The following is a 24,692-nucleotide window of genomic DNA, read 5'->3' on the forward strand; positions in this document are numbered from 1 at the left end:
GACAACCCATGAATGATTTACAGCTCGACGAATTCAAGACCGATGAAAATGCCGCCATGGTGTTGCTGGTGGACGACCAGGCCATGATCGGCGAAGCGGTTCGGCGTGGGTTGGCGAATGAGGAAAACATCGATTTCCACTTTTGCGCCGATCCGCACCAGGCCATTGCCCAGGCGATCCGCATCAAGCCCACGGTGATTCTCCAGGACCTGGTGATGCCGGGGCTGGACGGCCTGACCCTGGTGCGTGAGTACCGCAACCATCCGGCGACCCAGAACATCCCGATCATCGTCCTCTCCACTAAGGAAGACCCGCTGATCAAGAGCGCGGCCTTTGCCGCCGGGGCCAACGACTACCTGGTCAAGCTGCCGGACAACATCGAGCTGGTAGCGCGGATCCGCTATCACTCGCGCTCCTACATGACCCTGCTGCAACGCGACGCCGCCTATCGGGCGCTGCGGGTCAGCCAGCAGCAGTTGCTGGACACCAACCTGGTGTTGCAGCGGCTGATGAACTCCGACGGCCTGACCGGACTGTCCAACCGCCGGCACTTCGACGAATACCTGGAGCTGGAATGGCGCCGGGCGATGCGCGAGCAGAGTCAGCTGTCGTTGCTGATGATCGACGTCGACTACTTCAAGATCTACAACGACACCTTTGGCCACCTGGAGGGCGATGAAGCCCTGCGCAAGGTCGCCACGGCGATTCGCGAGGCCAGCAGCCGGCCCTCGGACCTGCCGGCGCGCTATGGCGGCGAGGAGTTCGTGCTGGTGCTGCCCAACACTTCGCCGGGAGGGGCGCGGCTGGTGGCCGAGAAACTGCGGCAGACCGTCGAAGCCCTGAAAATTCCCCATAACGCCCCGGTGGAAGGCTCCAGCCTGACCATCAGCATCGGTCTTTCCACCATCACCCCGCAGCCCAACAGCCATTGCCGGCAGTTGATTTCGGCGGCGGACAAGGGGCTGTACCTGGCGAAAAACAACGGTCGCAATCAGGTCGGGATCGAGTAGGCAGTTTCCGCTTGTCCTCTAGGCGTCAGCCATTTCCGTGGTCGGCGCCTGATCCTGTGCAACCTCCACCAGGGTGTCTCTGAACAGGTAGTAGCTGTGGCTCGCGGTGTGCCGACACGTGAGCTTTACCGCTTCGATGCGATAGGTGGTGTAGGTGTTGAGTGTCTTATCGATGAACCAGTTGTTCAGCAGGTTGCCAGGGGCGATCGGATAGTCGCCAAAGCTGTAGTCCATGTAGCCGCCCCTGTAAACGTGGACCCAGCGACAGCTGAACCTGGCCTGCAGCCATTGGGTTCGCTCACCGACCTCATCCGCCAGCATTCTTGTGCGGTAGTAGATCCACCACCACAAAAAGATCAGCCAGGGCACTACCAGGGCGCAGGCCAGTGCCGGTGAGACCATCAGCCAGATTCCCATCAATGGCATAAAGGCCAGTGCGCTGAAGAGCGCAGCGAAAAACGCCTGGACGCCTCTCCAGTTTCGGCGCTCCCTGCGCTGGATGTTTTCTATTTCTGCGCTGTTGAGTGTGCGTCCCATGAGCCTGATGCTTCCTTGTCATTTCGGCTGGGATTGTATAGCGCTGGCCGGTCTCAAGAGCTCCGTGGTTGCACATTGCAGCCCGTGAGCATCGAAGGCGGTGTGTCTTGCCGAGCAGGGCTTGCAGGTAAGTGATGAGAATAAAATTCAGTGTGCACTTGGATTTCAGTGGGGCTGTCACTGAAATTAGATGGCCGATTCGCCGCTAAAGCCGCTAAGCGGGCTGCCGTGATTCGGTGATTCCGTTATAATCGCCGGCTTTCAAAAGTTCGCCAACGAGTGCCGCCCCCCATGGAAATCAACCCGATCCTGAACACCATCAAGGACCTGTCCGAGCGCTCCGAAACTATTCGGGGGTATCTTTGACTACGATCAAAAGCATGAGCGTCTGACCGAGGTCAATCGCGAGCTTGAAGATCCGAGTGTCTGGAACAAACCCGAATACGCCCAGGAGCTGGGCCGCGAGCGCGCTGCGCTGGCACAGATCGTCGAGACCCTGGACGAGCTGAACAGCGGTCTGGCCGATTGCCGCGACCTGCTGGACATGGCGGTCGAGGAAGAAGATGAAGGCGCAGTGGGCGATGTGGTCGCCGAGCTGGCCCGGCTTGAGGAAAACCTCGCCAAGCTGGAATTTCGCCGCATGTTCAGCCATGAAATGGACCCGAACAACGCCTACCTGGACATCCAGGCCGGTTCCGGCGGCACCGAAGCCCAGGACTGGGCCAACATCCTGCTGCGCATGTACCTGCGCTGGGCCGACAAGCGCGGTTTCGAAGCGACCATCATGGAGCTGTCGGCCGGTGAAGTGGCCGGGATCAAGGGCGCGACCGTGCACATCAAGGGCGAGTACGCCTTCGGTTGGCTGCGTACCGAAATCGGCGTGCATCGTCTGGTGCGCAAGAGCCCGTTCGACTCCGGCAACCGTCGCCACACCTCGTTCTCCGCGGTGTTCGTCTCGCCCGAGATCGACGACAAGGTGGAAATCGAGATCAACCCGGCCGACCTGCGGATCGACACCTACCGTTCCTCCGGTGCCGGTGGTCAGCACGTAAACACCACCGACTCGGCGGTGCGTATCACCCACGTACCGACCAACACCGTGGTCAGCTGCCAGAACGAACGTTCCCAGCACGCCAACAAGGACACCGCCATGAAAATGCTGCGGGCCAAGTTGTACGAGCAGGAAATGCAGAAGCGCAACGCGGCGTCCCAGGCCCTGGAAGACACCAAGTCGGACATCGGCTGGGGTCACCAGATCCGCTCCTACGTGCTCGACGCGTCGCGGATCAAGGACCTGCGCACCAACATCGAACGCAGCGACTGCGACAAGGTGCTCGACGGCGACATCGACGAATACCTGGAAGCCAGCCTGAAATCCGGACTGTAAACAGACGCGATACAGGATCGGCTGACTCAACGCGATCCCTGTAGGAGCCAGCTCTGCTGGCGATCCCCGGGCCGCAAGGCCCGGGGGCAACGAACCTGATGGAATATCTAAAGACATGAGCGACCAACAACTCGACCCGCAAGCCCTGCAACAGGAAGAGAACTCCCTGATCGCCCTGCGCAAGGAAAAGCTTGCTGCCGAGCGCGCCAAGGGCAATGCCTTCCCGAACGACTTCCGCCGCGAAAACTACTGCCAGGACCTGCAGAAGCAGTACGCCGACAAGACCAAGGAAGAGCTCGCAGAGGCGGCGATCCCGGTCAAGGTCGCCGGTCGCATCATGCTCAACCGTGGCTCGTTCATGGTGATCCAGGACATGACCGGGCGCATCCAGGTCTACGTCAACCGCAAGACCCTGTCCGAAGAAACCCTGGCCGCGGTGAAAACCTGGGACATGGGCGACATCATTGCCGCCGAAGGCACCCTGGCCCGTTCCGGCAAGGGTGACCTGTACGTTGAAATGACTCACGTGCGCCTGCTGACCAAGTCCCTGCGCCCGCTGCCGGACAAGCACCACGGCCTGACCGATACCGAACAGCGCTACCGCCAGCGCTACGTCGACCTGATCGTCAACGAAGAGGTACGCCAGACTTTCCGCGTGCGTTCGCAAGTGATCGCGCACATCCGCAGCTTCCTGATGAAGCGCGACTTCCTCGAAGTCGAAACGCCGATGCTGCAGACCATTCCGGGCGGCGCCGCGGCCAAGCCGTTCGAAACCCACCATAACGCCCTGGACATGGAAATGTTCCTGCGTATCGCGCCTGAGCTGTACCTCAAGCGTCTGGTGGTCGGTGGTTTCGAGAAGGTGTTCGAGATCAACCGCAACTTCCGTAACGAAGGCGTTTCGACCCGGCACAACCCTGAATTCACCATGTTGGAGTTCTACCAGGCTTACGCCGACTACGAAGACAACATGGACCTGACCGAAGAACTGTTCCGTGAACTGGCGCAGCTGGTACTGGGCAGCACCGACGTGCCGTATGGCGACAAGGTGTTCCACTTCGGCGAGCCGTTCGCCCGCCTGTCGGTGTTCGACTCGATCCTCAAGTACAACCCCGAGCTGACCGCAGATGATCTGAACGACATCGACAAGGCCCGCGCCATCGCCAAGAAAGCCGGGGCCAAGGTGCTGGGCTTCGAAGGCCTGGGCAAGCTGCAGGTGATGATTTTCGAAGAGCTGGTGGAGCACAAGCTGGAGCAGCCGCACTTCATCACCCAGTACCCGTTCGAAGTGTCGCCGCTGGCCCGTCGCAACGACGACAACCCCAACGTCACCGACCGTTTCGAGCTGTTCATTGGCGGCCGCGAAATCGCCAACGCCTACTCCGAGCTCAATGACGCGGAAGACCAGGCCGAGCGTTTCATGGCCCAGGTGGCGGACAAGGACGCCGGCGACGACGAAGCCATGCACTACGACGCCGACTTCGTCCGCGCCCTGGAGTACGGCATGCCGCCCACGGCCGGTGAAGGTATCGGCATCGACCGCCTGGTGATGCTGCTGACCAACTCGCCGTCGATCCGCGACGTGATCCTGTTCCCGCACATGCGGCCGCAAGCTTAAGCGTTGTGAACAAGAAGCCGCCTTCAACAGGCGGCTTTTTATTGTCTGGCTGGAACTGACGTACCGCTTCTAATTCTGTGTGATTTTTCAGAGGGAATACCTGTCGTGAACCGCGCAATTGCTCAAGAAGGTGCAGCTGGCATCGCCACTGCGGTGGCTGAAAGTGTTCAGTACCAGGGGCGCAAGGCCAGCCGACAGGGCAGTGAACAGCGCAGACAGGAGATTCTCGACGCCGCCATGCGCATTGTCGTGCGTGACGGTGTGCGGGCCGTGCGTCACCGCGCGGTGGCCGCCGAAGCCGGTGTGCCCTTGTCGGCCACCACTTATTACTTCAAGGACATCGATGACCTGCTCACCGATACCTTCGCCCAGTACGTCGAGCGCAGCGCGGCGTTCATGGCCAAGCTGTGGGCCAGCAACGAAGGGTTGCTGCGCGAGATGGTCGCCTACGGTGATGGCAGCCCGGCGTCGCGCTCGCAATTGGCCGATGACATTGCCCGCCTGACCGCCGACTACGTCCAGCGTCAGTTGCACACCCGTCGCGAGCACCTGATGGCCGAGCAGGCGTTCCGCCAGGAGGCGCTGCTCAACCCGCGCCTGGCGCAGCTGGTGCGCTCGCACCAGCAGATCCTGCTCCAGGGCACCTGCCAGTTCTTCCAGGTCCTGGGCTCGCGGGAGCCGCAGCAGGATGCCAAGGTGTTGACGTCTATAATCGGCCGGATGGAATATCAGGGCCTGCTCAACGACAGCGAGCCACAGGCGGAGGAGGAGATGCTGGGCATCCTCACCCGCTACATGCACCTGGTGCTGGCATCGGTCTGATTCATCCGTCCCGGGCTGGCGCCGCGATTCAGGCGGTGCAGCCGGCGTCAGCGGCTACAGTGATTCTGGTGTTCAAGGGAGAGTGGCATGCAAGCCTGTCGGGTCCTGATGGCTCTGGCGTTTCTTCTGCTCAGTGGTTGCCTGGTGGTCTTCAAGGAGCCGCTGCCGGCCGAGCAGGCAGCGCCTGCCGCGTTGCTGGGCAAATGGGCCAGCCACAATGCCTGGGGCGAGCCGCTGAACATCGAGGTGCGCCAGATCGGCGCCAACCGCTATCGGGCCGCGAGCTTCCCCGGCGGCACGGCGCGCCCGCGCGACACCTACGAGTTCACGGTGTCGCAACATGGCAATCGCTGGTACCTGTCGGCCGCGGTGCCCCAGGCCTTCGGCGGGCACTACAGCATTGCCGGGTTCGAACTGACGGCCAGGCACGAGCTGGTGCTCTACACCCTGGACCTGGAACAGATTCGCCAGTCCCTGGGTCAAAAGGCCCTGAGCGGGGAGCCCATGCCCACGGCCGAGGGCGAGGGGCTGCTGATCAGCAGTCCGTTGCCCGAGGTCTTCGCTTACCTTGACGATCCCGCCAACTCCGACCTGTTCGTCGAGACGGCACGTTTCAAGCGCGTGGCCCGCTGAGCCTGCGCCACAGACCCAATCAATAGGAACTTCCGGTGGACGATTACCAGCAGACGATACGCACTTTGTCCGATCGCATAGTGCTGGCACAGACCCCGATCCGCGTACTGGATGCGGTGAAGTGGGACGAGAACATCCGCAAGGGCTTTCTCAAGGCCAAGGGCAAGGAGATGCCCGCCGTGGATCGCGCCTATTACGAAGGACGGCCGCTGTCCTTCGATTCCGGAGCGGTAAAGCTGGAATTCCAGAACATCGAGCGCGACATCACCCGGCAGTTGGGGCAGTTCAGCCCGGTGGGGCAGATCATGCGCCGCATGTGCAAGGAATACCGCATGGTGGTGCGCATGCTCGAAGCCCGCGGCACCGGCGACTTCGGGCTGATTTCCCAGGAGCTCTACGGCGCCGCCTCCGATGCCTTCCACGCCGGCGACCCGACCCTGGCGGACCTCGGGCTGATGATGTCCGACTACCTGAACAACATCGACGGGCGTGGCGATCTCAAGGACGAACCCAAGGTGCTCAGTGCCAAGCAGGCGGTCAGCCTGTTGCAGAGCCGGCTGAACAAGGTGTTCGGCGAGGCCGAGGAAACCATCCGCGTGTTCGAGTCCGACGGTATCGTCGCCGACGCCGCGGCGGGCGCCGACTACATCAAGATCCGCAGCGACGCGATGTTCAACGAGCGCGATGTGCGGGCCCTGGAAGTCCATGAGGGGCTGGTGCATGTGGGCACCACCCTCAACGGCCTGAACCAGCCGATCTGCACCTTCCTGGCCAAGGGCCCGCCGTCGTCCACGGTGACCCAGGAAGGCCTGGCGATCCTGATGGAGATCATCACCTTCGCCTCCTACCCCAGCCGCCTGCGCAAGCTGACCAACCGCACCCGGGCCATCCACATGGTGGAGGAGGGCGCGGACTTCCTGCAGGTGTTCGAGTTCTTCCGCGAACAGGGTTTTGAGATGGCCGAGAGCTACGGCAATGCCAGCCGGGTGTTCCGCGGTTCGGTGCCCAACGGGCTGCCGTTTACCAAAGACTTGTCCTATCTCAAGGGCTTCATCATGGTTTACAACTACATTCAGCTGGCTGTGCGCAAGGGCAAGCTGGAGCAGATCCCCTTGCTGTTCTGCGGCAAGACCACTCTGGAAGACATGCGCACCTTGCGCCAACTGGTGGATGAAGGCCTGGTGGTGCCACCCAAGTACCTGCCGGACCAGTTCCGTGACCTGAATGCCCTGTCGGCCTGGATGTGTTTCTCCAACTTCCTCAACCACTTGAGCCTGGACCGGATCGAGGCGGACTACTCCAATATCCTTTGAATCGTTCCGGGGGGCACACATGGACGTATTGATAGCTGCACGGAGTGGCCGATGATGCGCATCCTGGCCGCACTGACCCTGTTGCTGTGCCTCAATGGCTGCAGCTCGCTGCTGTTCTATCCCGAACCCGGGCTGCCCTTCACCCCCGAACGGGCCAAGCTTGAATACCGTGACGTGACCCTGACCAGCGCCGATGGCCTCAAGCTGCATGGCTGGTGGCTGCCGGCCAAGCCGGGAGTGGCGGTCAAGGGAACGGTGCTGCACCTGCATGGCAACGGCGGCAATATGGCCTGGCACCTGGGGGGCAGTTGGTGGCTGCCGGAGCAGGGCTATCAGGTGCTGCTGCTGGACTATCGCGGTTATGGCCTGTCCGAAGGGGCGCCGAGCCTGCCGGCGATCTACCAGGACGTCGATGCCGCGTTCAAGTGGTTGGACCAGGCGCCTGAGGTGCAGGGCAAACCCTTGATCGTGCTCGGACAAAGCCTGGGTGGCGCCCTGGCCATTCACTATCTGGTGGAGCACCCCGAGCGTCAGGCCCGGCTCAAGGCCATCGTCCTCGATGGCGTGCCGGCCAGTTATCGCGATGTCGGGCGTTATGCCCTGAGCACCTCCTGGCTGACCTGGCCGCTGCAGGTGCCGCTGTCGTGGCTGGTGCCGGACGCCGACAGCGCGATCAACTCGCTGCCGCGCCTGACCGGGGTGCCGAAACTCATCTACCACAGCATCGACGATCCGATCGTGCCCCTTTCCAATGGCATCCGCGTGTATCAAGCTGCGCCCCCGCCCAGGGTCCTGCAACTGACCCGCGGCGGCCATGTGCAAACCTTTGCCGATCCGACCTGGCGCAGCGTGATGCTGCGCTACCTCGATGATCCGCAGCATTTCGACGGGTTGCGTCGCCTGGGGGAAATCCCCAATTACCCGACGCCCCCGAATTCAGCCGTTGAACCTCCAGAGAGTCCGCAATGAGTGAAGAACGCAACGCCATTCCAATGATCATCACCGGTATCTGCAGCATCATCGTTACCGTGGGCAGCCTGTGGTACTACGGCTACCTGCACTTCGCCAAACCGGAAGACGCGCTGCTGCTCAGCGACTTCACCATGCTCAAGACCGTGCCGGGCGAGGACTACAAGATCTCCCTGCAACCGGCCGATGAAGTGGCCCAGTGCATCGATGGCGTGCTGGTGCTGTTCGACACCCAGCAGAAGGGCCTGACCGGGGTCCTGGTGAACAAGAAGAAGCAGGCCGTGCGCTGCATGGGCCAGGAGACTCCGCAACTGCAGCAGTGATAGGTTCGCCGGCAAGCCGGCTGCTCAAGGGATAACCGCACACAAAAACGCCGCCGACCTGAAGAGGTCGGCGGCGTTGCGTTTCACCTGCCTATATAAGGCAGGAGCGGCATCAGTTGCGGCTGATGGCCGAACGTGGCGCCACCGGCTGGTTGTCGTTGGAAATGGTCACTTCCACCCGACGGTTCATGGCGCGACCGGACACGCTGCCGTTATCGGCCACCGGATATTCCTTGCCATACCCCTGGCTGACGATGCGCGATGGGTCGACGCCCATGCGGATCAGGGCCATCTGTACCGAGCCGGCACGGCGCTCGGACAGGGACTGGTTGTAGGAATCGCTGCCGGTGCTGTCGGTGTAGCCTTCGACGATCACCTTGCGGTCCGGGTTCTGCTGGAGAAATTGCGCCAGCTTGTTGATGTTCACCAGGCCGCTGGACTTCAGGTCGGACTTGTTGGTGGCGAACAACACGTCACCAAAGGTCACCAGGGTGCCGCGATCGGTCTGCTTGGCGTTGAGGCTGTCCTGCAGCTGCTTGATCTGCGCGTCACGGGCTTCGAGGATCGCGCGGGCACGCTGGTCGCCGGCGTCCTTGAGCTTGGCTTCGGCGGTGCGCAGGGCGATGGTTTCCTTGGCCACTTCAACCCGCTGGTTGGTCAGGTAGGCCAGTTGGTCGACCTTCTTCTCGTCTTCCTTGTTCAGGTAGGCCTTGTCGGCCTTGTCCATCCAGTCGGCGGCGTCCTTGGTTTCCAGGGCCGCGACTTTGCTCGCCTGCGGGTTGGCTTGCAGGCCGGAGAAGTTGGTCCGGGCGTTTTCCAGGTTGGCGTTGGGCGGGGTGGAGCAGGCCGCCAGGGCTACGCTCATGGCCAACAGGGCAGGGATCATCAGTTGTTTGCGCATAATGGTTCGTCCTTTCAATCAAATACGAGTACGTGGGAATCGGCGGCGGCTTACTGCACGCTGCGCATACCTTCCTGACGCAGTTCCTGAACGCCTTTCTGCGAGTCTTTCAGCGCCTGCTCGGCCTTGGCGGCCTGGGCCTTGCGTTCGGCGACGCGGGCGTCCCACTCGGCTTGTTCGGCCAGGCGACGGGCTTCGTCGTACTTCTTGTCGTGCATGGCGATCTCGGCTTGCTTGAGCTTGTCCTGGGCCGACTTCATTTCCACGGCGGCGAACTCGGTGCCGCCTGCGCTCACTGCGCTATTGACCGCAGATTGCGTGACCGCGTACTGCTCGGAAGGCGGGTTACCGGCACAACCGGCCAGTACCATGCTGCTACCGAGGGCCAGCGCGGCCAGCTTCAGCCCGCGCAGAGAGGTGAACGAGGATTTGGCAGTGCTGATCTTCATGGTCTTCAACTCCATTGGGTAACTCCTGAAAAACATCAATATCCATCCCGGTCCTGGCGCCGTGACGCTTAAGTGACGGGCGCTGATGGCAAAATTTGAAACGGCCGTTCCAGTGATGGCTACTGGGTGTGACCCGAGGCTTTTTTGAATAGTTCAGAGAAAGATGGCGATTGGCCGGAAAAAAACTGACGGCTCGGACAAGGCTCTAAATCGGGAACTTTTGCCGTGCAGCGGGGTATGCCCGGCCCTGTTCAGGGCCGGGGAGGATGACGTTCAACAGGCTTTGGAGAAGGCGCCGACTCAGTGCTTCGGCTTGTCGGACTGGCTGGCCATGAGCTGCAGATGCTGGCGTGACAGGGCCAGAAAACGCGGGGTCGGACCGATATCTTCGTACAGCGGATCGCCCTCTTCATCGGTGGCCACGACGTGCTGGCCCTGGATGTAGGGGAAGCTCGCCTCCAGCTCTTCCAGGGCGGCGCCGATCAGTTCGCCGAGCAATTCCTCGGTCTGGCGTTTGGGGTACATCTCGGAGAGGGCGGCCAGGCGCGCGGCGGCTTCCACGTCCAGGTGAATCCGGTAGGCGGTCTTGCTCAGGCGCCCCTTGGCGTTTTCTTCCCAGTGTTGTGCGAGTTCACGGATTTTCATGCTGACCTCGATGAACGCCTGCTCGTGGCAGGTTGGGTTGAGTGACCGGCCGGGGCCGGTGCGTGGCCCTTGTGCGGCCTACCCTTGAGATTAGCCCCTGCGGCCAGGGTTGCCCGGGATCAGCTCGCAGGCTTGCTAAGGCAGGCGTGCAGGCGGCACTCTTGAGCCTTCCGTGCCGCCTTGAGTCTGCTGGAGAACACCTCGATGACCGATATTGATGCGCGCTTGCGCGAAGACGTTCACCTCTTGGGCGAACTGTTGGGCAATACCATCCGTGATCAGTACGGGGAGGCTTTCCTCGACAAGATCGAGCAGATCCGCAAGGGCGCCAAGGCCGATCGCCGGGGCTCGCCCGGGGCCGAATTGAGCGCCAGTCTCGACTCGCTGAGCGAAGACGAATTGCTGCCGGTGGCGCGGGCCTTCAACCAGTTCCTCAACCTGGCGAACATCGCCGAGCAATATCAGTTGATTCACCGCCGCGACGAGTCGCAACCGGCGCCCTTCGAAGCCCGGGTGCTGCCGGAGCTGCTGGCGCGGTTGCGGGCCGAGGGGCACTCCGCCGACGCCCTGGCCCGGCAGTTGGCGCGTCTGGACATCGAGCTGGTGCTCACCGCCCACCCCACCGAAGTGGCGCGCCGCACCCTGATCCAGAAGTACGATGCGATTGCCGCGCAGTTGGCGGCCCAGGACCATCGCGATCTGACCAGCGCCGAGCGCGGGCAGATCCAGGAACGCCTGCAACGACTGATCGCCGAAGCCTGGCACACCGAGGAAATCCGCCGTACCCGGCCGACCCCGGTGGATGAGGCCAAGTGGGGCTTTGCGGTGATCGAGCATTCGCTGTGGCAAGCGATCCCCAATTACCTGCGCAAGGCCGACAAGGCGCTGTTTGAAGCCACCGGCCTGCGTTTGCCCCTGGAGTCGGCGCCGATCCGTTTCGCTTCGTGGATGGGCGGCGACCGCGACGGCAACCCCAATGTCACCGCCAGCGTGACCCGCGAAGTGTTGCTGCTGGCGCGCTGGATGGCCGCCGATCTGTATCTGCGTGACGTCGATCACCTGGCTGCCGAGTTGTCCATGCAGCAGGCCAGCCCGGCCCTGCTGGCCAAGGTCGGGGACAGTGCCGAACCCTATCGCACGCTGCTCAAGCAACTGCGCGAGCGCCTGCGGGCCACCCGCAACTGGGCCCAGGCGGCGCTGGGCGCGGCGGTGCCGGCCGGGCCCGAGGTGTTGCAGAACAATCGCGATCTGCTGGAGCCCTTGCAGCTGTGCTACCAGTCGCTGCACGAATGCGGCATGGGCGTGATTGCCGACGGTCCGTTGCTTGACTGTTTGCGCCGGGCGGTGACGTTCGGCCTGTTCCTGGTGCGCCTGGATGTGCGTCAGGACTCCAGTCGGCATACCTCGGCCATGACCGAGATCACCGATTACCTGGGCCTGGGTCGCTATGCCGACTGGAGCGAAGAGGACCGCATCACGTTCCTCAATCGTGAACTGGCCAGTCGGCGGCCGTTGTTGCCGGGCTACTTCAAGCCATCGGCGGACACTGCCGAAGTGCTCGCCACCTGTCGCGAGATCGCCCAGGCGCCGGCGGCGTCCCTGGGGTCCTACGTGATTTCCATGGCCGGAGCGGCCTCCGATGTGCTGGCGGTGCAATTGCTGCTCAAGGAGTCCGGGGTGCTGCGGCCGATGCGCGTGGTGCCGCTGTTCGAAACCTTGGCGGACCTGGACAACGCCGGCCCGGTGATGGAGACGCTGCTGCACTTGCCGGGCTATCGCTCACGGCTGCAGGGGCCTCAGGAGGTGATGATCGGCTACTCGGATTCGGCCAAGGATGCCGGGACCACCGCTGCCGCCTGGGCGCAGTATCGGGCGCAGGAGCGGCTGGTGGATATCTGCCGTGAACAACAGGTGGAACTGCTGCTGTTCCACGGTCGCGGCGGTACGGTGGGGCGCGGCGGCGGTCCGGCCCACGCGGCGATCCTGTCGCAGCCGCCGGGTTCGGTGGCGGGGCGCTTCCGCACCACCGAGCAGGGGGAAATGATCCGTTTCAAATTCGGCCTGCCGGACATCGCCGAGCAGAACCTCAACCTCTACCTGGCGGCGGTGCTGGAGGCGACCCTGCTGCCACCACCACCACCGGAGCCGGCCTGGCGTCACCTGATGGACGAGCTGGCCAGCGATGGGGTCCAGGCCTATCGCGCGGTGGTGCGGGACAATCCGCAATTCGTCGAGTACTTCCGCCAGTCCACCCCGGAGCAGGAGTTGGGTCGCCTGCCCCTGGGCAGTCGACCGGCCAAGCGCCGGGCGGGTGGGATTGAAAGCCTGCGGGCGATCCCGTGGATCTTCGGCTGGACCCAGACCCGCCTGATGCTGCCGGCGTGGCTCGGCTGGGAGGCCGCCTTGAGCAAGGCGCTGGCCCGGGGCGAGGGTGAGTTGCTGGGGCAGATGCGCGAGCGATGGCCGTTCTTCCGCACCCGCATCGATATGCTGGAAATGGTGCTGGCCAAGGCCGATGCGGACATTGCCCGCTCCTATGACGAGCGCCTGGTGGAGGCGGAACTGCTGCCATTGGGGGCGCATTTACGCGACCTATTGTCGCAGGCCTGCGCGGTGGTCCTGGGGTTGACCGGACAGTCGCAATTGCTGGCCCACAGCCCCGATACCCTGGAGTTCATCCGCCTGCGCAATACCTACCTGGATCCGCTGCACCTGCTGCAGGCGGAGCTGCTGGCGCGCTCGCGCAAGCAGGAGGCGCCGCAAGGAAGCCCCGTGGAACAGGCGTTGCTGGTCTCCGTGGCCGGTATCGCCGCCGGTTTGCGCAATACCGGCTGAGGTGGCAGGGGGCTGTTTGCCTGCTCTGGCGCAGCCCCGATCAGGACAAACCCAAGGTGTCGCTCAGATTCATCTGGCGACACTTTGTTATGGGGTTGCGACTTGTTCTACCCGGCCAAAGTGGCACAAAAAGGCCGGGTTCCTCCGACTTTCGACTGCTTGTGCGGGCTGTGTCGGCTGTGTATCTTGATCAGCCTTTGGCCGTTTGGGCGGTCATCACCCTATTTTTGAGATTGGCCCCACGAGGCGAATCCGAGCGTTTCTAAATAAAAAATTGAGGAGCACATCGATGCGCGTAATTCTGCTGGGAGCTCCCGGGGCCGGTAAAGGTACTCAGGCAAAGTTCATCACCGAAAAGTTCGGCATTCCACAGATCTCCACCGGCGACATGCTGCGTGCCGCGGTCAAGGCCGGCACCGAGCTGGGCCTGAAGGCCAAGAGCGTGATGGACAGCGGTGGCCTGGTGTCCGACGACCTGATCATCAACCTGGTCAAGGAGCGCATCAGCCAGCCTGACTGTGCCAAGGGTTTCCTGTTCGACGGTTTCCCGCGCACCATTCCTCAGGCCGAAGCACTGGTCAAGGCCGGTGTAGAGCTGGATAACGTGGTGGAAATCGCGGTCGACGACGAAGAGATCGTCCAGCGTATCGCCGGTCGCCGTGTACACGAGGCCTCGGGCCGTGTGTACCACACCGTCTACAACCCGCCGAAGACCGCCGGCAAGGACGACATCACCGGTGAAGACCTGGTGCAGCGCAAGGACGATACCGAAGAAACCGTGCGTCATCGTCTGTCGGTCTACCACTCCCAGACCAAGCCGCTGGTGGAGTTCTACCAGCAACTGGCCTCGACCCAGGGCAAGCCGAAGTACAGCCACATCCCAGGTGTTGGCTCGGTGGAAGTGATCACTGCCAAGGTACTTGAAGCCCTGAGCTGAATTGCCTGATCGTTTGATCGTTCAACGGCCCGCTTGCGGGCCGTTGCTGTTTATAATGCGTCACTTTTTTCAATGCCGATGGAACCCCGAATGAGCACCTTGCTGGCCCTGGACACCGCGACTGAAGCTTGCTCCGTTGCTTTGCTGCATGACGGCAAGGTCACGAGTCATTACGAGGTGATCCCGCGCCTGCATGCGCAGAAGCTGTTGCCGATGATCAAGGAACTGCTGGCCAATGCCGGTACCACCCTGCAGGCGGTGGATGCCATCGCCTTTGGCCGTGGCCCGGGCGCTTTCACCGGCGTGCGGATCGCCATTGGCGTGGTGCAGGGACTGGCCTTCGCCCTGGAGCGTCCGGTGCTGCCGGTGTCCAACCTGGCGGTGCTGGCCCAGCGCGCGTTGCGTGAGCACGGTGCGACCCAGGTGGCTGCGGCCATCGATGCGCGCATGGATGAAGTCTATTGGGGCTGCTATCGGGAAACGGCCGGCGAGATGCGTCTGGTGGGTGCCGAGGCGGTATTGCCGCCGGAAGTCGCGGCCTTGCCGGAAGACGCCGTCGGCGACTGGTTTGGCGCGGGCACGGGCTGGGGGTATGGCGAGCGCATTGCCGTGCCGCTCAGCGCTCAGGACGCGGGCATGCTGCCCCATGCCGAAGACCTGCTGACCCTGGCGAAATTTGCCTGGGAGCGGGGCGAGGCGATCGTCGCCGATGAGGCACAACCGGTCTATCTGCGGGATAAGGTGGCCACGCCCAAAGCCCGTTGAGGGCTGTCCAAGTGGTTGCGGTTGTTCAGATTTATGCTGCTGGCAGCCGCCAATCGTCTGGTTTTGTGCATCGCTCTTGCCCGGTTTTAAACCTTTTGGCTTTTCTGTGTTCTAGTTATCACTCGGGCATTTGCTAAGTCGCAGCGGTGCCGCTAAATTGCCATCATTGACCCCGGGCTTTTCAGTATGCGCATAGACGGCATCTCCTCGCAGTCCTACCCCATCAAGCGCAAGCCTCGCAAAGGCCCGGTGCTGGTAGATGAGTCCCTGGATGATGCCGACGCCGTCGACGTCCAGCCCGAACCCCAAAGCCGTTCCCAGGCTTCTGCCCCCCGCACCGGTAATCTCCCCGCCCGTCCACAGGACATGATCTTCCAGCGCGCGATGAAAAAGAGCGTGGCCAATGCCCTGGCCAGCTACTTGACCACCGCCGGCTTTGTCGATTGGGATCTGGAAGTGGTAGGGCTCGACCTGCACATCTGATGCTGCCTTATTTCCTCGGTTGTCCTTCCTGGAGCGAAAACGCCTGGCGTGAGTACCTGTATCCGCAAGACGCCCGGGCGAATGATTTTCTCGGTCTGTATTCGCAGGTCTTCAACGCCGTCGAAGGCAACACCACCTTCTATGCCCGCCCCGCGCCGACGACGGTGCAGCGCTGGGCCGAGATCATGCCCGAGCACTTTCGTTTCACCGCCAAGTTTCCCGGCGATATCAGTCACGGCGGTGACCTGCGCCAGCAGTTGAGCGCGGCCGAGAGCTTCATTCAATTGCTCAGCCCCCTGGGTGACCGGGTATCGCCCCTGTGGTTGCAACTGCCGGCCAGCTTCGCGCCTCAGCGACTGGCGGAGTTGGCGGGTTTTATCGAGGGCCTGCAGCGGCCACTGGCGGTGGAGGTCCGGCACCCGGAGTTCTTTGCCAAGGGCGATGCCGAGCGCATGCTCAACCGATTGTTGCGTGAGCGGGGTGTCGAGCGTATCTGCCTGGATCCGCGGGCCTTGTTCAGTTGCACCTCCAGCGCTCCGGCGGTGCTGCATGCGCAGTCGAAAAAGCCCCGGGTGCCGCCACGTCCGGCGGCTTTCACGCAGTTTCCCCAGGTGCGTTTCATCGGCCATCCGGAGCTGGAGGCCAATGATCCGTTTCTGCTGCCCTGGATCGACAAGGTGGCCACCTGGATCGAGGAAGGGCGCACGCCCTATGTGTTCCTGCACACTTCCGACAACCGCTTGGCCGCTGAACTGGCCCGGCGCTTTCACGCTCGGCTGATGCAACGTTTGCCTGGCTTGCCCGCGTTGCCTGAGTTATACAGAGAGCCCGCCGCGGAGCAGCTCGGCCTGCTCTGAGGCGCCTTCATGGCCTTCTTCAGGAGCGAGCAAATGGACGCGCAATCCCTTCGAGCCAACGCTTTCAAGGCCCTGCACGAGCGTGCCGGTGCCTTTGTCATTCCCAATCCCTGGGATGCCGGTTCCGCGAGGATGCTGGCCGGCCTTGGTTTCGAGGCGCTGGCCACCACCAGCGCGGGCTATGCCTTCTCTCTGGGGCGTCCGGACGCCGAGGGCGCGGTGAGCCTGGAAGACACCTTGAACAACGTCCGCGGGATTGTCGGCGCCAGCAGCTTGCCGGTGGCGGTGGACCTGGAAAACGGTTTTTCCGACACTCCTGAAGGCTGTGCCCAGGCCTTGTTGCTGGCGGCGGCCAGTGGCGTGGTGGGCGGTTCGATCGAGGATGCCAGTGGACGTGCCGACCAGCCCATTTATGACTTCAATCTGGCCGTGGAACGTATCGAGGCCTGTGTGGCTGCAGCCCGCAGCCTGCCATTTCCCTTCACCCTGACGGCTCGGGCAGAGAATCTGCTCCACGGCCGCGACGATCTGCCTGACACCATCCGCCGGCTGCAGGCCTTTGCCGAAGCCGGGGCCGATGTGCTCTACGCACCGGGGTTGCGCAGTGCCGAGGAAATCCTGCAAGTGGTGCGGGCCGTGGCCCCCTGGCCGGTGAACGTGCTGATGGCCGGCGGCCTCAACCTGAGCGTGACGCAACTGGCGGAGCTGGGGGTCAAGCGCATCAGCGTCGGTTCGGCCATGGCTCGCGCGGCCTATGGGGCGTTCTACCGCGCGGCTGAGGACATTCGCGATCACGGTCGCTTCGATTTCGCCGAACGGGCGATGCCGTTCCAACAGATCAATCAATTGTTCAAGCAGCCATGAATAGGGAGTTTGTGTGCGGAGGCTGAAAGTGCTGGGCGCCCTGTTGCTGCTGGGCGTCCTGTTGTTGATCGGCATCCGTCTGGGCTGGTTGCCGGTGGCTGATGCGTGGAACCCCTGGGCGCCATTGGATGTGCAGGCCAAGCCCAATCTGCTGACCCGTTTCAAGCTGGCGCGGCTGCGGGACGATCCGCAGCTGTGCGATCAGGTGTTGGCGCGCTCCGGTTTGCGTACCAGCCGCCAACCCGACAGTCGTGGCGATGTGGCCTGTCCGCTGAGCAATACCTTGCGGGTGCAAGGTGGTGCGGTTGGGTTGAGCAGCAGCTTTCTCGCCAGTTGCCCGCTGGCCGTGGCTTTTGCCCTGTATGAGCGTCATGGGCTGCAGCCGGCGGCGCAGGCGGTGTATGGGCAGTCGGTGGCGCGGGTCGATCACCTGGGCAGCTTTGCCTGCCGCAATATGTATAGCCGCGAAAAGGCGGCGCGCAGTCAGCATGCCAGCGCCAATGCCCTGGATATCGCCGGCTTTCGTTTGAGCGATGGACGCAGTATCAGCGTGCTGCGGGACTGGCCCAGGGACAGCAACGAAGGGCGCTTTTTGCGCTTGGCCCGGGACGGCGCCTGCGATGCGTTCAATGTGGTGCTGGGGCCGGACTACAACAGCGCGCACCGCAACCATTTCCATCTGGATGTGGGGCCTTGGTGGGTGTGTCGCTAAAGCGCGGCTCAGGCGGCGATGCGCAGGTTCTGCAGGATCAGCGGGCGTGCCCAGCCGATGTCGAAGTCCATCTGCCGTTGCTGTTCGATGAGTTCTTCCGGCGGGAACGGTTCGGCCGGCTTATCCAGCAGATCCAGCTCGAATTCGGCAATTGGCAGGTGCAGAGGGCGCGGCTCCGGCGCAGGGCCGGGAGCGGGCACTGGCTGGTCGGCATTGAGCACGAGCGGCCGCACCCAGCCACTTTCGAAGTCCTGCTGGCGTTGCTGGGCGATGAGTTCTTCCGGCGGGAAAGGCGCAGCGGGTTTGTCCAGCAGATCCAGTTCGAATTCGGCAATCGGCAGGAACAGCGGCTCGGGAGGGCGGACTTCGGTGTCCTGCACGTCGCAGTGGCGCTGATTGACGATCTGCGTCAGCACATCGCTGCCGCCCGCCGGTTCTACCGGGCCGTCGACGGCAACTGCCGGCAGCCCTTCAACGCTCGCGCCATCTCCCCGTTGCTCGGCCAGGGCCTGGGCAAAGAAGTCCTGCCACAGATGGCTGACGCCGCTCAGTGCCTGGGAGTTGCGTAGGCCATAGTCGCCGTGGCGAGAGATATAACCTATCGATGTGCGTTGAATGTCTGACATTGCTCTCGGTCGACGCTTGAGCTCTGGCAAAATGGCCGATAGTTCTGTTATCGGCAGTTTTTGCCGATCATTAATTTTTTGAGTGTGGTTTCAGATGAATGAGCAACCCGCGGCCTGCCGCATCCACGTCGAGGCCCTGGGCGCTGGCTTCGAGCCCCTGGCGCGGCAATGGGCCGAGCGCCTGGGGCTGCCCTTGCAGATCGACGAGCCGGAGTTCGCCCTGCAGGTCGGTGAGCAGGGCCTGCAATTGCAGCAACTGGGGGCCGATGCGCCGGGGCCGGTACGGGTCGACTTCGTGGAAGGCGGCGCGGCCCATCGACGCCTGTATGGCGGTGGCAGCGGACAGATGATCGCCAAGGCGGTGGGGGTGGCGCAAGGCGTGCGGCCCCGAGTGCTGGATGCCACGGCGGGGTTGGGCAAGGACGGTTTTGTCCTGGCCACCCTTGGGTGCGAGATGAGCCTGATCGAACGCCAGCCGTTGATTGGCGCGCTGCTGGAAGACGGCCTGGCCCGTGCCGCGCTGGACGCCGAAGTGGCGCCGATCGTGGCTCGCATGCAGTTGCTCAAGGGCAACTCCATCGAGCTGATGCGCAACTGGGAGGGCGAGCCGCCCCAGGTGATCTACCTCGATCCGATGTTTCCCCATCGGGAAAAAAGCGCCTTGGTGAAAAAGGAAATGCGCCTGTTCCGCCCGCTGGTGGGGGATGACAACGATGCGCCAGCGCTGCTGGCCGCAGCCCTGGCCCTGGCCAGCCATCGGGTGGTGGTCAAGCGTCCGCGCAAGGCACCGTGCATTGACGGACCCAAACCGAGTCACGGGCTGGAGGGCAAGTCCAGCCGCTATGACATCTATCCGAAGAAGGCCCTCAAGGCCTGAATCCGATCTAGGCGGTTTCAGGGGAGGGCTCCTGGTTGTAGGCGCCGGCTTGCCGGCGAAGGCGATTCTGGGCCTCTTCGCTGGCAAGCCAGCTCCTACGCCAGCCTGCTCCTGCACATGCCGGTTTTTATGGCCGGTAGGCGCGGATGAACAGCGCCACCACTTCCTGCACGTGCTCTTCCGCCGCGGCGCCCTTCAACGGCTCGCCGCAGCCATAGAGCAGGCGGAAGTTGGCCCCGCCCTTGAGCATGCAGAAGAAGTGTTCGGCGGCATTGCGCGGCTTGTCGATGTGCAAGGTGCCCAACTCATTGATTCGCCTCAGCAGCCGTTCCATGCCTTGCAACACGCGCTCCGGGCCGGCCTCGATGAACATCTGCGAGAGCTTGGGATCCTGGTTGCCCAGGGCCATGATCAGGCGATGCAGGTTCACCGACTCGTCGCTGTTGATCAGTTGGTGAAAGCCTCGGGCGATGTTCAGCAGGACGCCTTCCACCGACGTGTCGGGCGTCAGTTCGTAGATCAGCGTCGGCAGCTGTTCTTCGCACTTGGCCACCACCGCGGCGGTGAACAGGGTCTCCTTGTCATTGAAGTGGCTATACACCGTGAGCTTTGAAACGCCGGCTTCGGCGGCGACCGCATCCATGCTGGTACTGGCGTAGCCATTGCTCAGAAACAGGTTTTTCGCTGCTTCGAGGATGGCCTGGCGCTTGGCCAGATCCTTGGGCCTGCCTGGCCCAACGTTTGCGGAGAGATTGTCGGACATTTTTCGCTGTTAATACTGGACTGGTGAGTTTGCTATTAATAACATACCGGCCAGTATAATTATTCAAAGCACCATTAGCGAAGGGTCGCCGCCATGTTCCGCTATGCCTTGCCAGTCAGCCTGGCTTTTTTTCTGTCTGCTTGTGGGCACGAAGAGCCCGTTCAAATGGGTATCCGGCCGGCCATGGTGGTCCAGCCAGAGCCTTCGGCGCAGGCTGCGGACAGTTATCCCGGCGAGGTGCGTGCCCGTTACGAGCCCGAGCTGGCATTCCGCATTGGCGGCAAGGTCAGTCGACGACTGGTCGAGGAGGGCGAGCGGGTCAAGGCCAATCAGCCCCTGGCCGAGCTCGATCCTCAGGACGTGCGCCTGCAGCTTGAAGCCACCCGGGCCCAGGTCACGGCGGCCACCGCCAACCTCAACCTGGTGCGTGCCGAGCGCGATCGCTACAAGACCCTGCTGGAGCGGCAGATGGTCAGCCGTTCCCAGTACGACAATGCCGAAAACCTCTACCGCGCCGGTGAAGCGCGGCTGAAGCAGATCAAGGCCGAGTTCGACGTGGCCAACAACCAGGCCGGTTATGCCGTGCTGCGGGCCCCCCAGGATGGCGTGGTGGCCAAGCGCGCCGTGGAAGTCGGGCAAGTGGTGGCGGCAGGGCAGACGGTGTTCACCCTGGCCACGGACGGTGAGCGTGAAGTGCTGATCAGCTTCCCCGAGCAGAACTACGCTCGCTTCAAGATTGGCCAGCCGGTGTCGGTGGAGCTCTGGACCCAGCCGGGCCAGCGTTTCGACGGTCGCATCCGCGAGCTGTCGCCAGCGGCCGATCCCAAGTCCCGAACCTTTGCCGCACGCATCGCTTTCATGGCCGGCAAGGTTCCGGCGGAGCTGGGCCAGAGTGCCCGGGTGTTTATCCAGCACACCGATGCGCAGTCGCTGTCGGTGCCGTTGTCGGCCCTGTCTGCCGAAGGTGGCGCGACCTACGTCTGGCGTGTCGACGCCAACAACACCCTGCACAAGACGCCGGTGCGGGTCGGTGCCTTTGGCGAGAAGAGCGTGCCGGTGCTCGAAGGCTTGAGTGCCAGTGATTGGGTGGTGGCCGCCGGGGTGCATGTGCTCCATGAGGGCTTGCAGGTACGCCCGGTGGATCGCTCCAATCGTGTGGTCAACCTGGCGGCCAAGGAGTAGTCCCGATGGGTTTCAACCTTTCCGCCTGGGCGTTGCGCAATCGCCAGATCGTCCTGTTCCTGATGCTATTGCTAGCCATTGTCGGCGCCTTGTCCTACACCAAGCTGGGCCAGAGCGAAGACCCGCCTTTCACCTTCAAGGCCATGGTGATCCGCACCAACTGGCCGGGGGCCACGGCCCAGGAAGTGTCGCGCCAGGTCACCGAGCGCATTGAAAAGAAACTGATGGAAACCGGTGAATACGATCGCATCGTGTCCTTCTCCCGCCCCGGGGAATCCCAGGTGACCTTCATTGCCCGGGACTCGATGCATTCCAACGAGATTCCCGATCTCTGGTACCAGGTCCGCAAGAAGATCAGCGACATCCGCCATACCTTGCCGCCGGGCATCCAGGGGCCGTTCTTCAACGATGAGTTCGGCACCACCTTCGGCAATATCTATGCGCTGACGGGCAAGGGCTTCGACTACGCCGTGCTCAAGGATTACGCCGACCGCATCCAGATCCAGCTGCAGCGGGTCAAGGACGTGGGCAAGGTCGACCTGCTGGGCCTGCAGGACGAGAAGATCTGGATCGAACTGTCCAACGTCAAGCTGGCGACCCTGGGTCTGCCGCTGGCCGCGGTGCAGCAGGCGCTGGAGGAACAGAACGCCGTCTCCACCGCCGGGTTCTTCGAGACCCCCAGCGAGCGGGTGCAATTGCGGGTATCGGGCAATTTCCAGACGGTGGAGCAGATTCGCAATTTCCCGATCCGCATCGCTGACCGCACCTTCCGCATCGGTGATGTGGCGGATGTGCGCCGGGGCTTCAATGATCCACCGGCCCCCCGCATGCGCTTCATGGGCGAGGACGCCATCGGCCTGGCGGTGGCGATGAAGGAGGGCGGCGACATCCTGGTGCTGGGCAAGGCCCTGGAAGGCGAGTTCTCCCGCCTGCAGAACAGCCTGCCGGCAGGGATGGAGCTGCGCAAGGTGTCCGACCAGCCGGCGGCGGTGAAGACCGGGGTCGGCGAGTTCGTGCGGGTGCTGGCCGAGGCGTTGATCATCGTCCTGCTGGTGAGCTTCTTCTCGCTGGGCGTGCGCACCGGGATGGTGGTGGCCCTGGCGATTCCCCTGGTGCTGGCGATGACGTTCGCCACCATGTACTACCTGGGGATCGGCCTGCACAAGATTTCCCTCGGCGCGCTGGTGCTGGCCCTGGGGCTGTTGGTGGACGACGCGATCATCGCGGTGGAGATGATGGCGATCAAGATGGAACAGGGCTTTGACCGGATCAAGGCCGCCAGCTTTGCCTGGACCAGCACCGCTTTCCCCATGCTCACCGGCACCCTGATCACCGCTGCAGGCTTCTTGCCGATTGCCACGGCCCAGTCCGGCACTGGCGAGTACACCCGCTCGATCTTTCAGGTGGTGACCATTGCCCTGGTGGCGTCGTGGATCGCCGCCGTGGTGTTCGTTCCCTACCTGGGGGAGAAGCTCCTTCCGGATCTGGCCAAGATCCATGCCGCCAAGCACGGCGCCGAGTCCAATCCCCATGGCACGCCTTTCTACCAGCGCGTGCGCCGGGTGGTGGGCTGGTGCGTGGAGCGGCGCAAGACCGTGATCGTTCTGACCCTCCTGGCGTTTGTCGGCTCGGTCATGCTGTTCCGCTTCGTTCCGCAGCAGTTCTTCCCGGCCTCGGGACGCCTGGAGCTGATGGTCGACCTGAAGCTGGCGGAGGGCGCGTCCCTGAGCAATACCGCCGACGAGGTCAAGCGCCTGGAGGCGATGCTCAAGGATCACCCGGGCATCGATAACTACGTGGCCTATGTGGGCACCGGTTCGCCGCGTTTCTACCTGCCGCTGGATCAGCAGCTGCCGGCCACCAGCTTTGCCCAGTTCGTGGTGCTGGCCAAGTCCATCGAGGAGCGCGAAAGCCTGCGGGGCTGGCTGATCTCGACCCTCAATGAACAGTTCCCGGCCTTGCGCTCGCGGGTCACGCGGCTGGAAAACGGTCCGCCCGTGGGTTACCCGGTGCAGTTCCGGGTCACCGGCGAGCACATCGAGGAAGTTCGCGCCCTGGCCCGCAAGGTGGCGGCCAAGGTGCGGGAGAACCCCCATGTGGTCAACGTGCATCTGGACTGGGAGGAGCCGAGCAAGGTGGTCTACCTGAACGTCGATCAGGACCGGGCCCGGGCTCTGGGCGTCAGCACCGCCAACCTGTCGAAGTTCCTGCAGAGCTCGCTGATCGGCTCCACCGTCAGCCAGTACCGCGAGGACAACGAGCTGATCGAGATCCTCCTGCGGGGCACCCGGCAGGAACGCACCGAGCTGGCACTGCTGCCGAGCTTGGCGGTGCCCACCGACAACGGCAAGAGCGTGTCGCTGTCCCAGGTGGCGACCCTGGAATACGGCTTTGAGGAAGGGGTGATCTGGCACCGCAACCGCCTGCCCAACGTCACGGTGCGAGCCGATATCTACGGCAAGGAGCAGCCGGCGACCCTGGTGCAGCAGATTCTGCCGACCCTGGAGCCGGTCCGCGCCGAACTGCCGGATGGCTACCTGCTGGAGGTGGGCGGCACCGTCGAGGACTCGACCCGTGGCCAGAACTCGGTGAAGGCTGGCGTGCCGCTGTTCATCGTGGTGGTGCTGACCTTGCTGATGATCCAGCTGCGCAGTTTCTCGCGCACGGCCATGGTGTTTCTCACCGCGCCCCTGGGGCTGATCGGGGTTACCCTGTTCCTGCTGGTGTTCCGCCAGCCGTTCGGCTTCGTGGCGATGCTCGGGACCATTGCCCTGTCGGGGATGATCATGCGCAACTCGGTGATCCTGGTGGATCAGATCGAGCAGGACATCAAGGCCGGGCAGCAGCCCTGGGACGCGATCATCGAAGCCACGGTGCGGCGTTTCCGGCCTATCGTGCTGACGGCCCTGGCGGCGGTGCTGGCGATGATTCCGCTGTCACGCAGCGTGTTCTTCGGGCCGATGGCGGTGGCCATCATGGGCGGGCTGATCGTGGCGACGGCGTTGACCCTGCTGTTCCTGCCGGCCCTTTACGCGGCCTGGTTCCGCGTCAAGAAGTCGTAGGGGCCGGTTTGCTGGCGAACAGGCCCCTGAGGCGGACGCCTGTCCTGGCGACGCCTTCGCTGGCAAGCCAGCTTTTGCGGTGCGGGTGTGATCAAGGGGCGCGCATTGCACCTGGCGTAGGA

General features: G+C 63.2%; 24 protein-coding genes. 18 read left to right on the forward strand and 6 right to left on the reverse strand.

Annotated features, from left to right (window positions below; translation table 11 throughout):
- Positions 1–8: 8 nt before the first annotated feature.
- Complete coding sequence (locus GWQ44_RS00335; protein ID WP_016967768.1) at positions 9–1,010, forward strand: PleD family two-component system response regulator; 1,002 nt, start codon at positions 9–11, stop codon at positions 1,008–1,010.
- An 18-nt stretch (positions 1,011–1,028) separates the two neighbouring features.
- Here GWQ44_RS00335 and GWQ44_RS00340 read toward each other — a convergent pair whose 3' ends face one another.
- Entirely contained in the window at positions 1,029–1,547 is a 519-nt protein-coding gene (locus tag GWQ44_RS00340; RefSeq protein WP_275926415.1) for a hypothetical protein, read from the reverse strand.
- A 291-nt stretch (positions 1,548–1,838) separates the two neighbouring features.
- Between GWQ44_RS00340 and prfB the strand changes: the two genes are divergently transcribed.
- From prfB to GWQ44_RS00375, 7 genes are all read left to right on the forward strand, one after another.
- Positions 1,839–2,934 (forward strand): peptide chain release factor 2 gene (prfB, locus tag GWQ44_RS00345; RefSeq protein WP_103741041.1). Its coding sequence is split into 2 segments (ribosomal slippage): positions 1,839–1,910 and positions 1,912–2,934, totalling 1,095 coding nucleotides; the frame shifts between segments, so codons are not numbered across the junction.
- A 115-nt stretch (positions 2,935–3,049) separates the two neighbouring features.
- A complete protein-coding gene (gene lysS / locus GWQ44_RS00350) occupies positions 3,050–4,552 on the forward strand; it encodes a lysine--tRNA ligase (protein ID WP_016967765.1) in 1,503 nt (500 codons plus the stop codon).
- 105 nt (positions 4,553–4,657) lie between these two features.
- A complete protein-coding gene (locus GWQ44_RS00355; RefSeq protein WP_016967764.1) occupies positions 4,658–5,374 on the forward strand; it encodes a TetR family transcriptional regulator in 717 nt (238 codons plus the stop codon).
- Between the two features lie 87 nt (positions 5,375–5,461).
- A complete protein-coding gene (locus GWQ44_RS00360) occupies positions 5,462–6,007 on the forward strand; it encodes a hypothetical protein (protein WP_199010510.1) in 546 nt (181 codons plus the stop codon).
- 35 nt (positions 6,008–6,042) lie between these two features.
- Positions 6,043–7,320: a flavohemoglobin expression-modulating QEGLA motif protein gene (locus tag GWQ44_RS00365; protein WP_275926416.1), complete on the forward strand. Its 1,278-nt coding sequence runs from the start codon at positions 6,043–6,045 to the stop codon at positions 7,318–7,320.
- Between the two features lie 54 nt (positions 7,321–7,374).
- Positions 7,375–8,289, forward strand: coding sequence for an alpha/beta hydrolase (locus GWQ44_RS00370; RefSeq protein WP_275926787.1), 915 nt, complete (start codon positions 7,375–7,377; stop codon positions 8,287–8,289).
- Entirely contained in the window at positions 8,286–8,612 is a 327-nt protein-coding gene (locus GWQ44_RS00375; protein WP_016967760.1) for a hypothetical protein, read from the forward strand. Before GWQ44_RS00370 ends, GWQ44_RS00375 begins: the two co-directional genes overlap by 4 nt.
- Before the next feature lie 112 nt (positions 8,613–8,724).
- Here GWQ44_RS00375 and GWQ44_RS00380 read toward each other — a convergent pair whose 3' ends face one another.
- The 3 genes from GWQ44_RS00380 to GWQ44_RS00390 all read right to left on the reverse strand — a co-directional run bounded on the left by GWQ44_RS00380 (position 8,725) and on the right by GWQ44_RS00390 (position 10,607).
- On the reverse strand, positions 8,725–9,513 hold the full coding sequence (locus GWQ44_RS00380) for an OmpA family protein (protein ID WP_016967759.1): 789 nt from the start codon (positions 9,511–9,513) through the stop codon (positions 8,725–8,727).
- A gap of 50 nt (positions 9,514–9,563) precedes the next feature.
- Complete coding sequence (locus GWQ44_RS00385) at positions 9,564–9,977, reverse strand: DUF4398 domain-containing protein (protein ID WP_016967758.1); 414 nt, start codon at positions 9,975–9,977, stop codon at positions 9,564–9,566.
- Positions 9,978–10,262: 285 nt separating this feature from the next.
- A complete protein-coding gene (locus GWQ44_RS00390) occupies positions 10,263–10,607 on the reverse strand; it encodes a pilin assembly protein (protein WP_275926417.1) in 345 nt (114 codons plus the stop codon).
- Between the two features lie 204 nt (positions 10,608–10,811).
- On the opposite strand from GWQ44_RS00390, the gene ppc reads away from it, so the two are divergent.
- The 7 genes from ppc (at position 10,812) to GWQ44_RS00425 (ending at position 18,060) form a co-directional block, all read left to right on the forward strand.
- Positions 10,812–13,442, forward strand: a complete 2,631-nt coding sequence (gene ppc / locus GWQ44_RS00395; RefSeq protein WP_275926418.1) for a phosphoenolpyruvate carboxylase — start codon at positions 10,812–10,814, stop codon at positions 13,440–13,442.
- 289 nt (positions 13,443–13,731) lie between these two features.
- A complete protein-coding gene (adk, locus tag GWQ44_RS00400; RefSeq protein ID WP_016967755.1) occupies positions 13,732–14,379 on the forward strand; it encodes an adenylate kinase in 648 nt (215 codons plus the stop codon).
- 90 nt (positions 14,380–14,469) lie between these two features.
- Positions 14,470–15,144 (forward strand): tRNA (adenosine(37)-N6)-threonylcarbamoyltransferase complex dimerization subunit type 1 TsaB, encoded by a 675-nt coding sequence (gene tsaB / locus GWQ44_RS00405; RefSeq protein ID WP_275926419.1) that lies wholly within the window; start codon positions 14,470–14,472, stop codon positions 15,142–15,144.
- A gap of 186 nt (positions 15,145–15,330) precedes the next feature.
- A complete protein-coding gene (locus tag GWQ44_RS00410; protein ID WP_275926420.1) occupies positions 15,331–15,627 on the forward strand; it encodes a hypothetical protein in 297 nt (98 codons plus the stop codon).
- Positions 15,624–16,484, forward strand: coding sequence for a DUF72 domain-containing protein (locus GWQ44_RS00415; protein ID WP_047302186.1), 861 nt, complete (start codon positions 15,624–15,626; stop codon positions 16,482–16,484). The genes GWQ44_RS00410 and GWQ44_RS00415 overlap by 4 nt, the downstream gene beginning before the upstream one ends.
- A 33-nt stretch (positions 16,485–16,517) precedes the next feature.
- Positions 16,518–17,348: an isocitrate lyase/phosphoenolpyruvate mutase family protein gene (locus tag GWQ44_RS00420; protein WP_275926421.1), complete on the forward strand. Its 831-nt coding sequence runs from the start codon at positions 16,518–16,520 to the stop codon at positions 17,346–17,348.
- 13 nt (positions 17,349–17,361) lie between these two features.
- Positions 17,362–18,060 (forward strand): extensin family protein, encoded by a 699-nt coding sequence (locus GWQ44_RS00425; RefSeq protein WP_275926422.1) that lies wholly within the window; start codon positions 17,362–17,364, stop codon positions 18,058–18,060.
- 8 nt (positions 18,061–18,068) lie between these two features.
- On the opposite strand, the gene GWQ44_RS00430 is transcribed toward GWQ44_RS00425, so the two are convergent.
- Complete coding sequence (locus GWQ44_RS00430; protein WP_275926423.1) at positions 18,069–18,686, reverse strand: energy transducer TonB; 618 nt, start codon at positions 18,684–18,686, stop codon at positions 18,069–18,071.
- 94 nt (positions 18,687–18,780) lie between these two features.
- On the opposite strand from GWQ44_RS00430, the gene GWQ44_RS00435 reads away from it, so the two are divergent.
- Positions 18,781–19,563, forward strand: a complete 783-nt coding sequence (locus GWQ44_RS00435) for a class I SAM-dependent methyltransferase (protein ID WP_016967748.1) — start codon at positions 18,781–18,783, stop codon at positions 19,561–19,563.
- A gap of 127 nt (positions 19,564–19,690) precedes the next feature.
- Here GWQ44_RS00435 and GWQ44_RS00440 read toward each other — a convergent pair whose 3' ends face one another.
- On the reverse strand, positions 19,691–20,326 hold the full coding sequence (locus GWQ44_RS00440) for a TetR/AcrR family transcriptional regulator (RefSeq protein ID WP_016967747.1): 636 nt from the start codon (positions 20,324–20,326) through the stop codon (positions 19,691–19,693).
- A 93-nt stretch (positions 20,327–20,419) separates the two neighbouring features.
- On the opposite strand from GWQ44_RS00440, the gene GWQ44_RS00445 reads away from it, so the two are divergent.
- Together GWQ44_RS00445 and GWQ44_RS00450 are read left to right on the forward strand one after the other, a co-directional pair.
- Positions 20,420–21,508, forward strand: a complete 1,089-nt coding sequence (locus GWQ44_RS00445; protein ID WP_047302025.1) for an efflux RND transporter periplasmic adaptor subunit — start codon at positions 20,420–20,422, stop codon at positions 21,506–21,508.
- Positions 21,509–21,513: 5 nt separating this feature from the next.
- Positions 21,514–24,570 (forward strand): efflux RND transporter permease subunit, encoded by a 3,057-nt coding sequence (locus tag GWQ44_RS00450; protein ID WP_275926424.1) that lies wholly within the window; start codon positions 21,514–21,516, stop codon positions 24,568–24,570.
- Positions 24,571–24,692: the final 122 nt, after the last annotated feature.

This window comes from Pseudomonas sp. 3MA1, from assembly GCF_029237275.1.
GTDB lineage: Bacteria > Pseudomonadota > Gammaproteobacteria > Pseudomonadales > Pseudomonadaceae > Aquipseudomonas > Aquipseudomonas fluorescens_AP.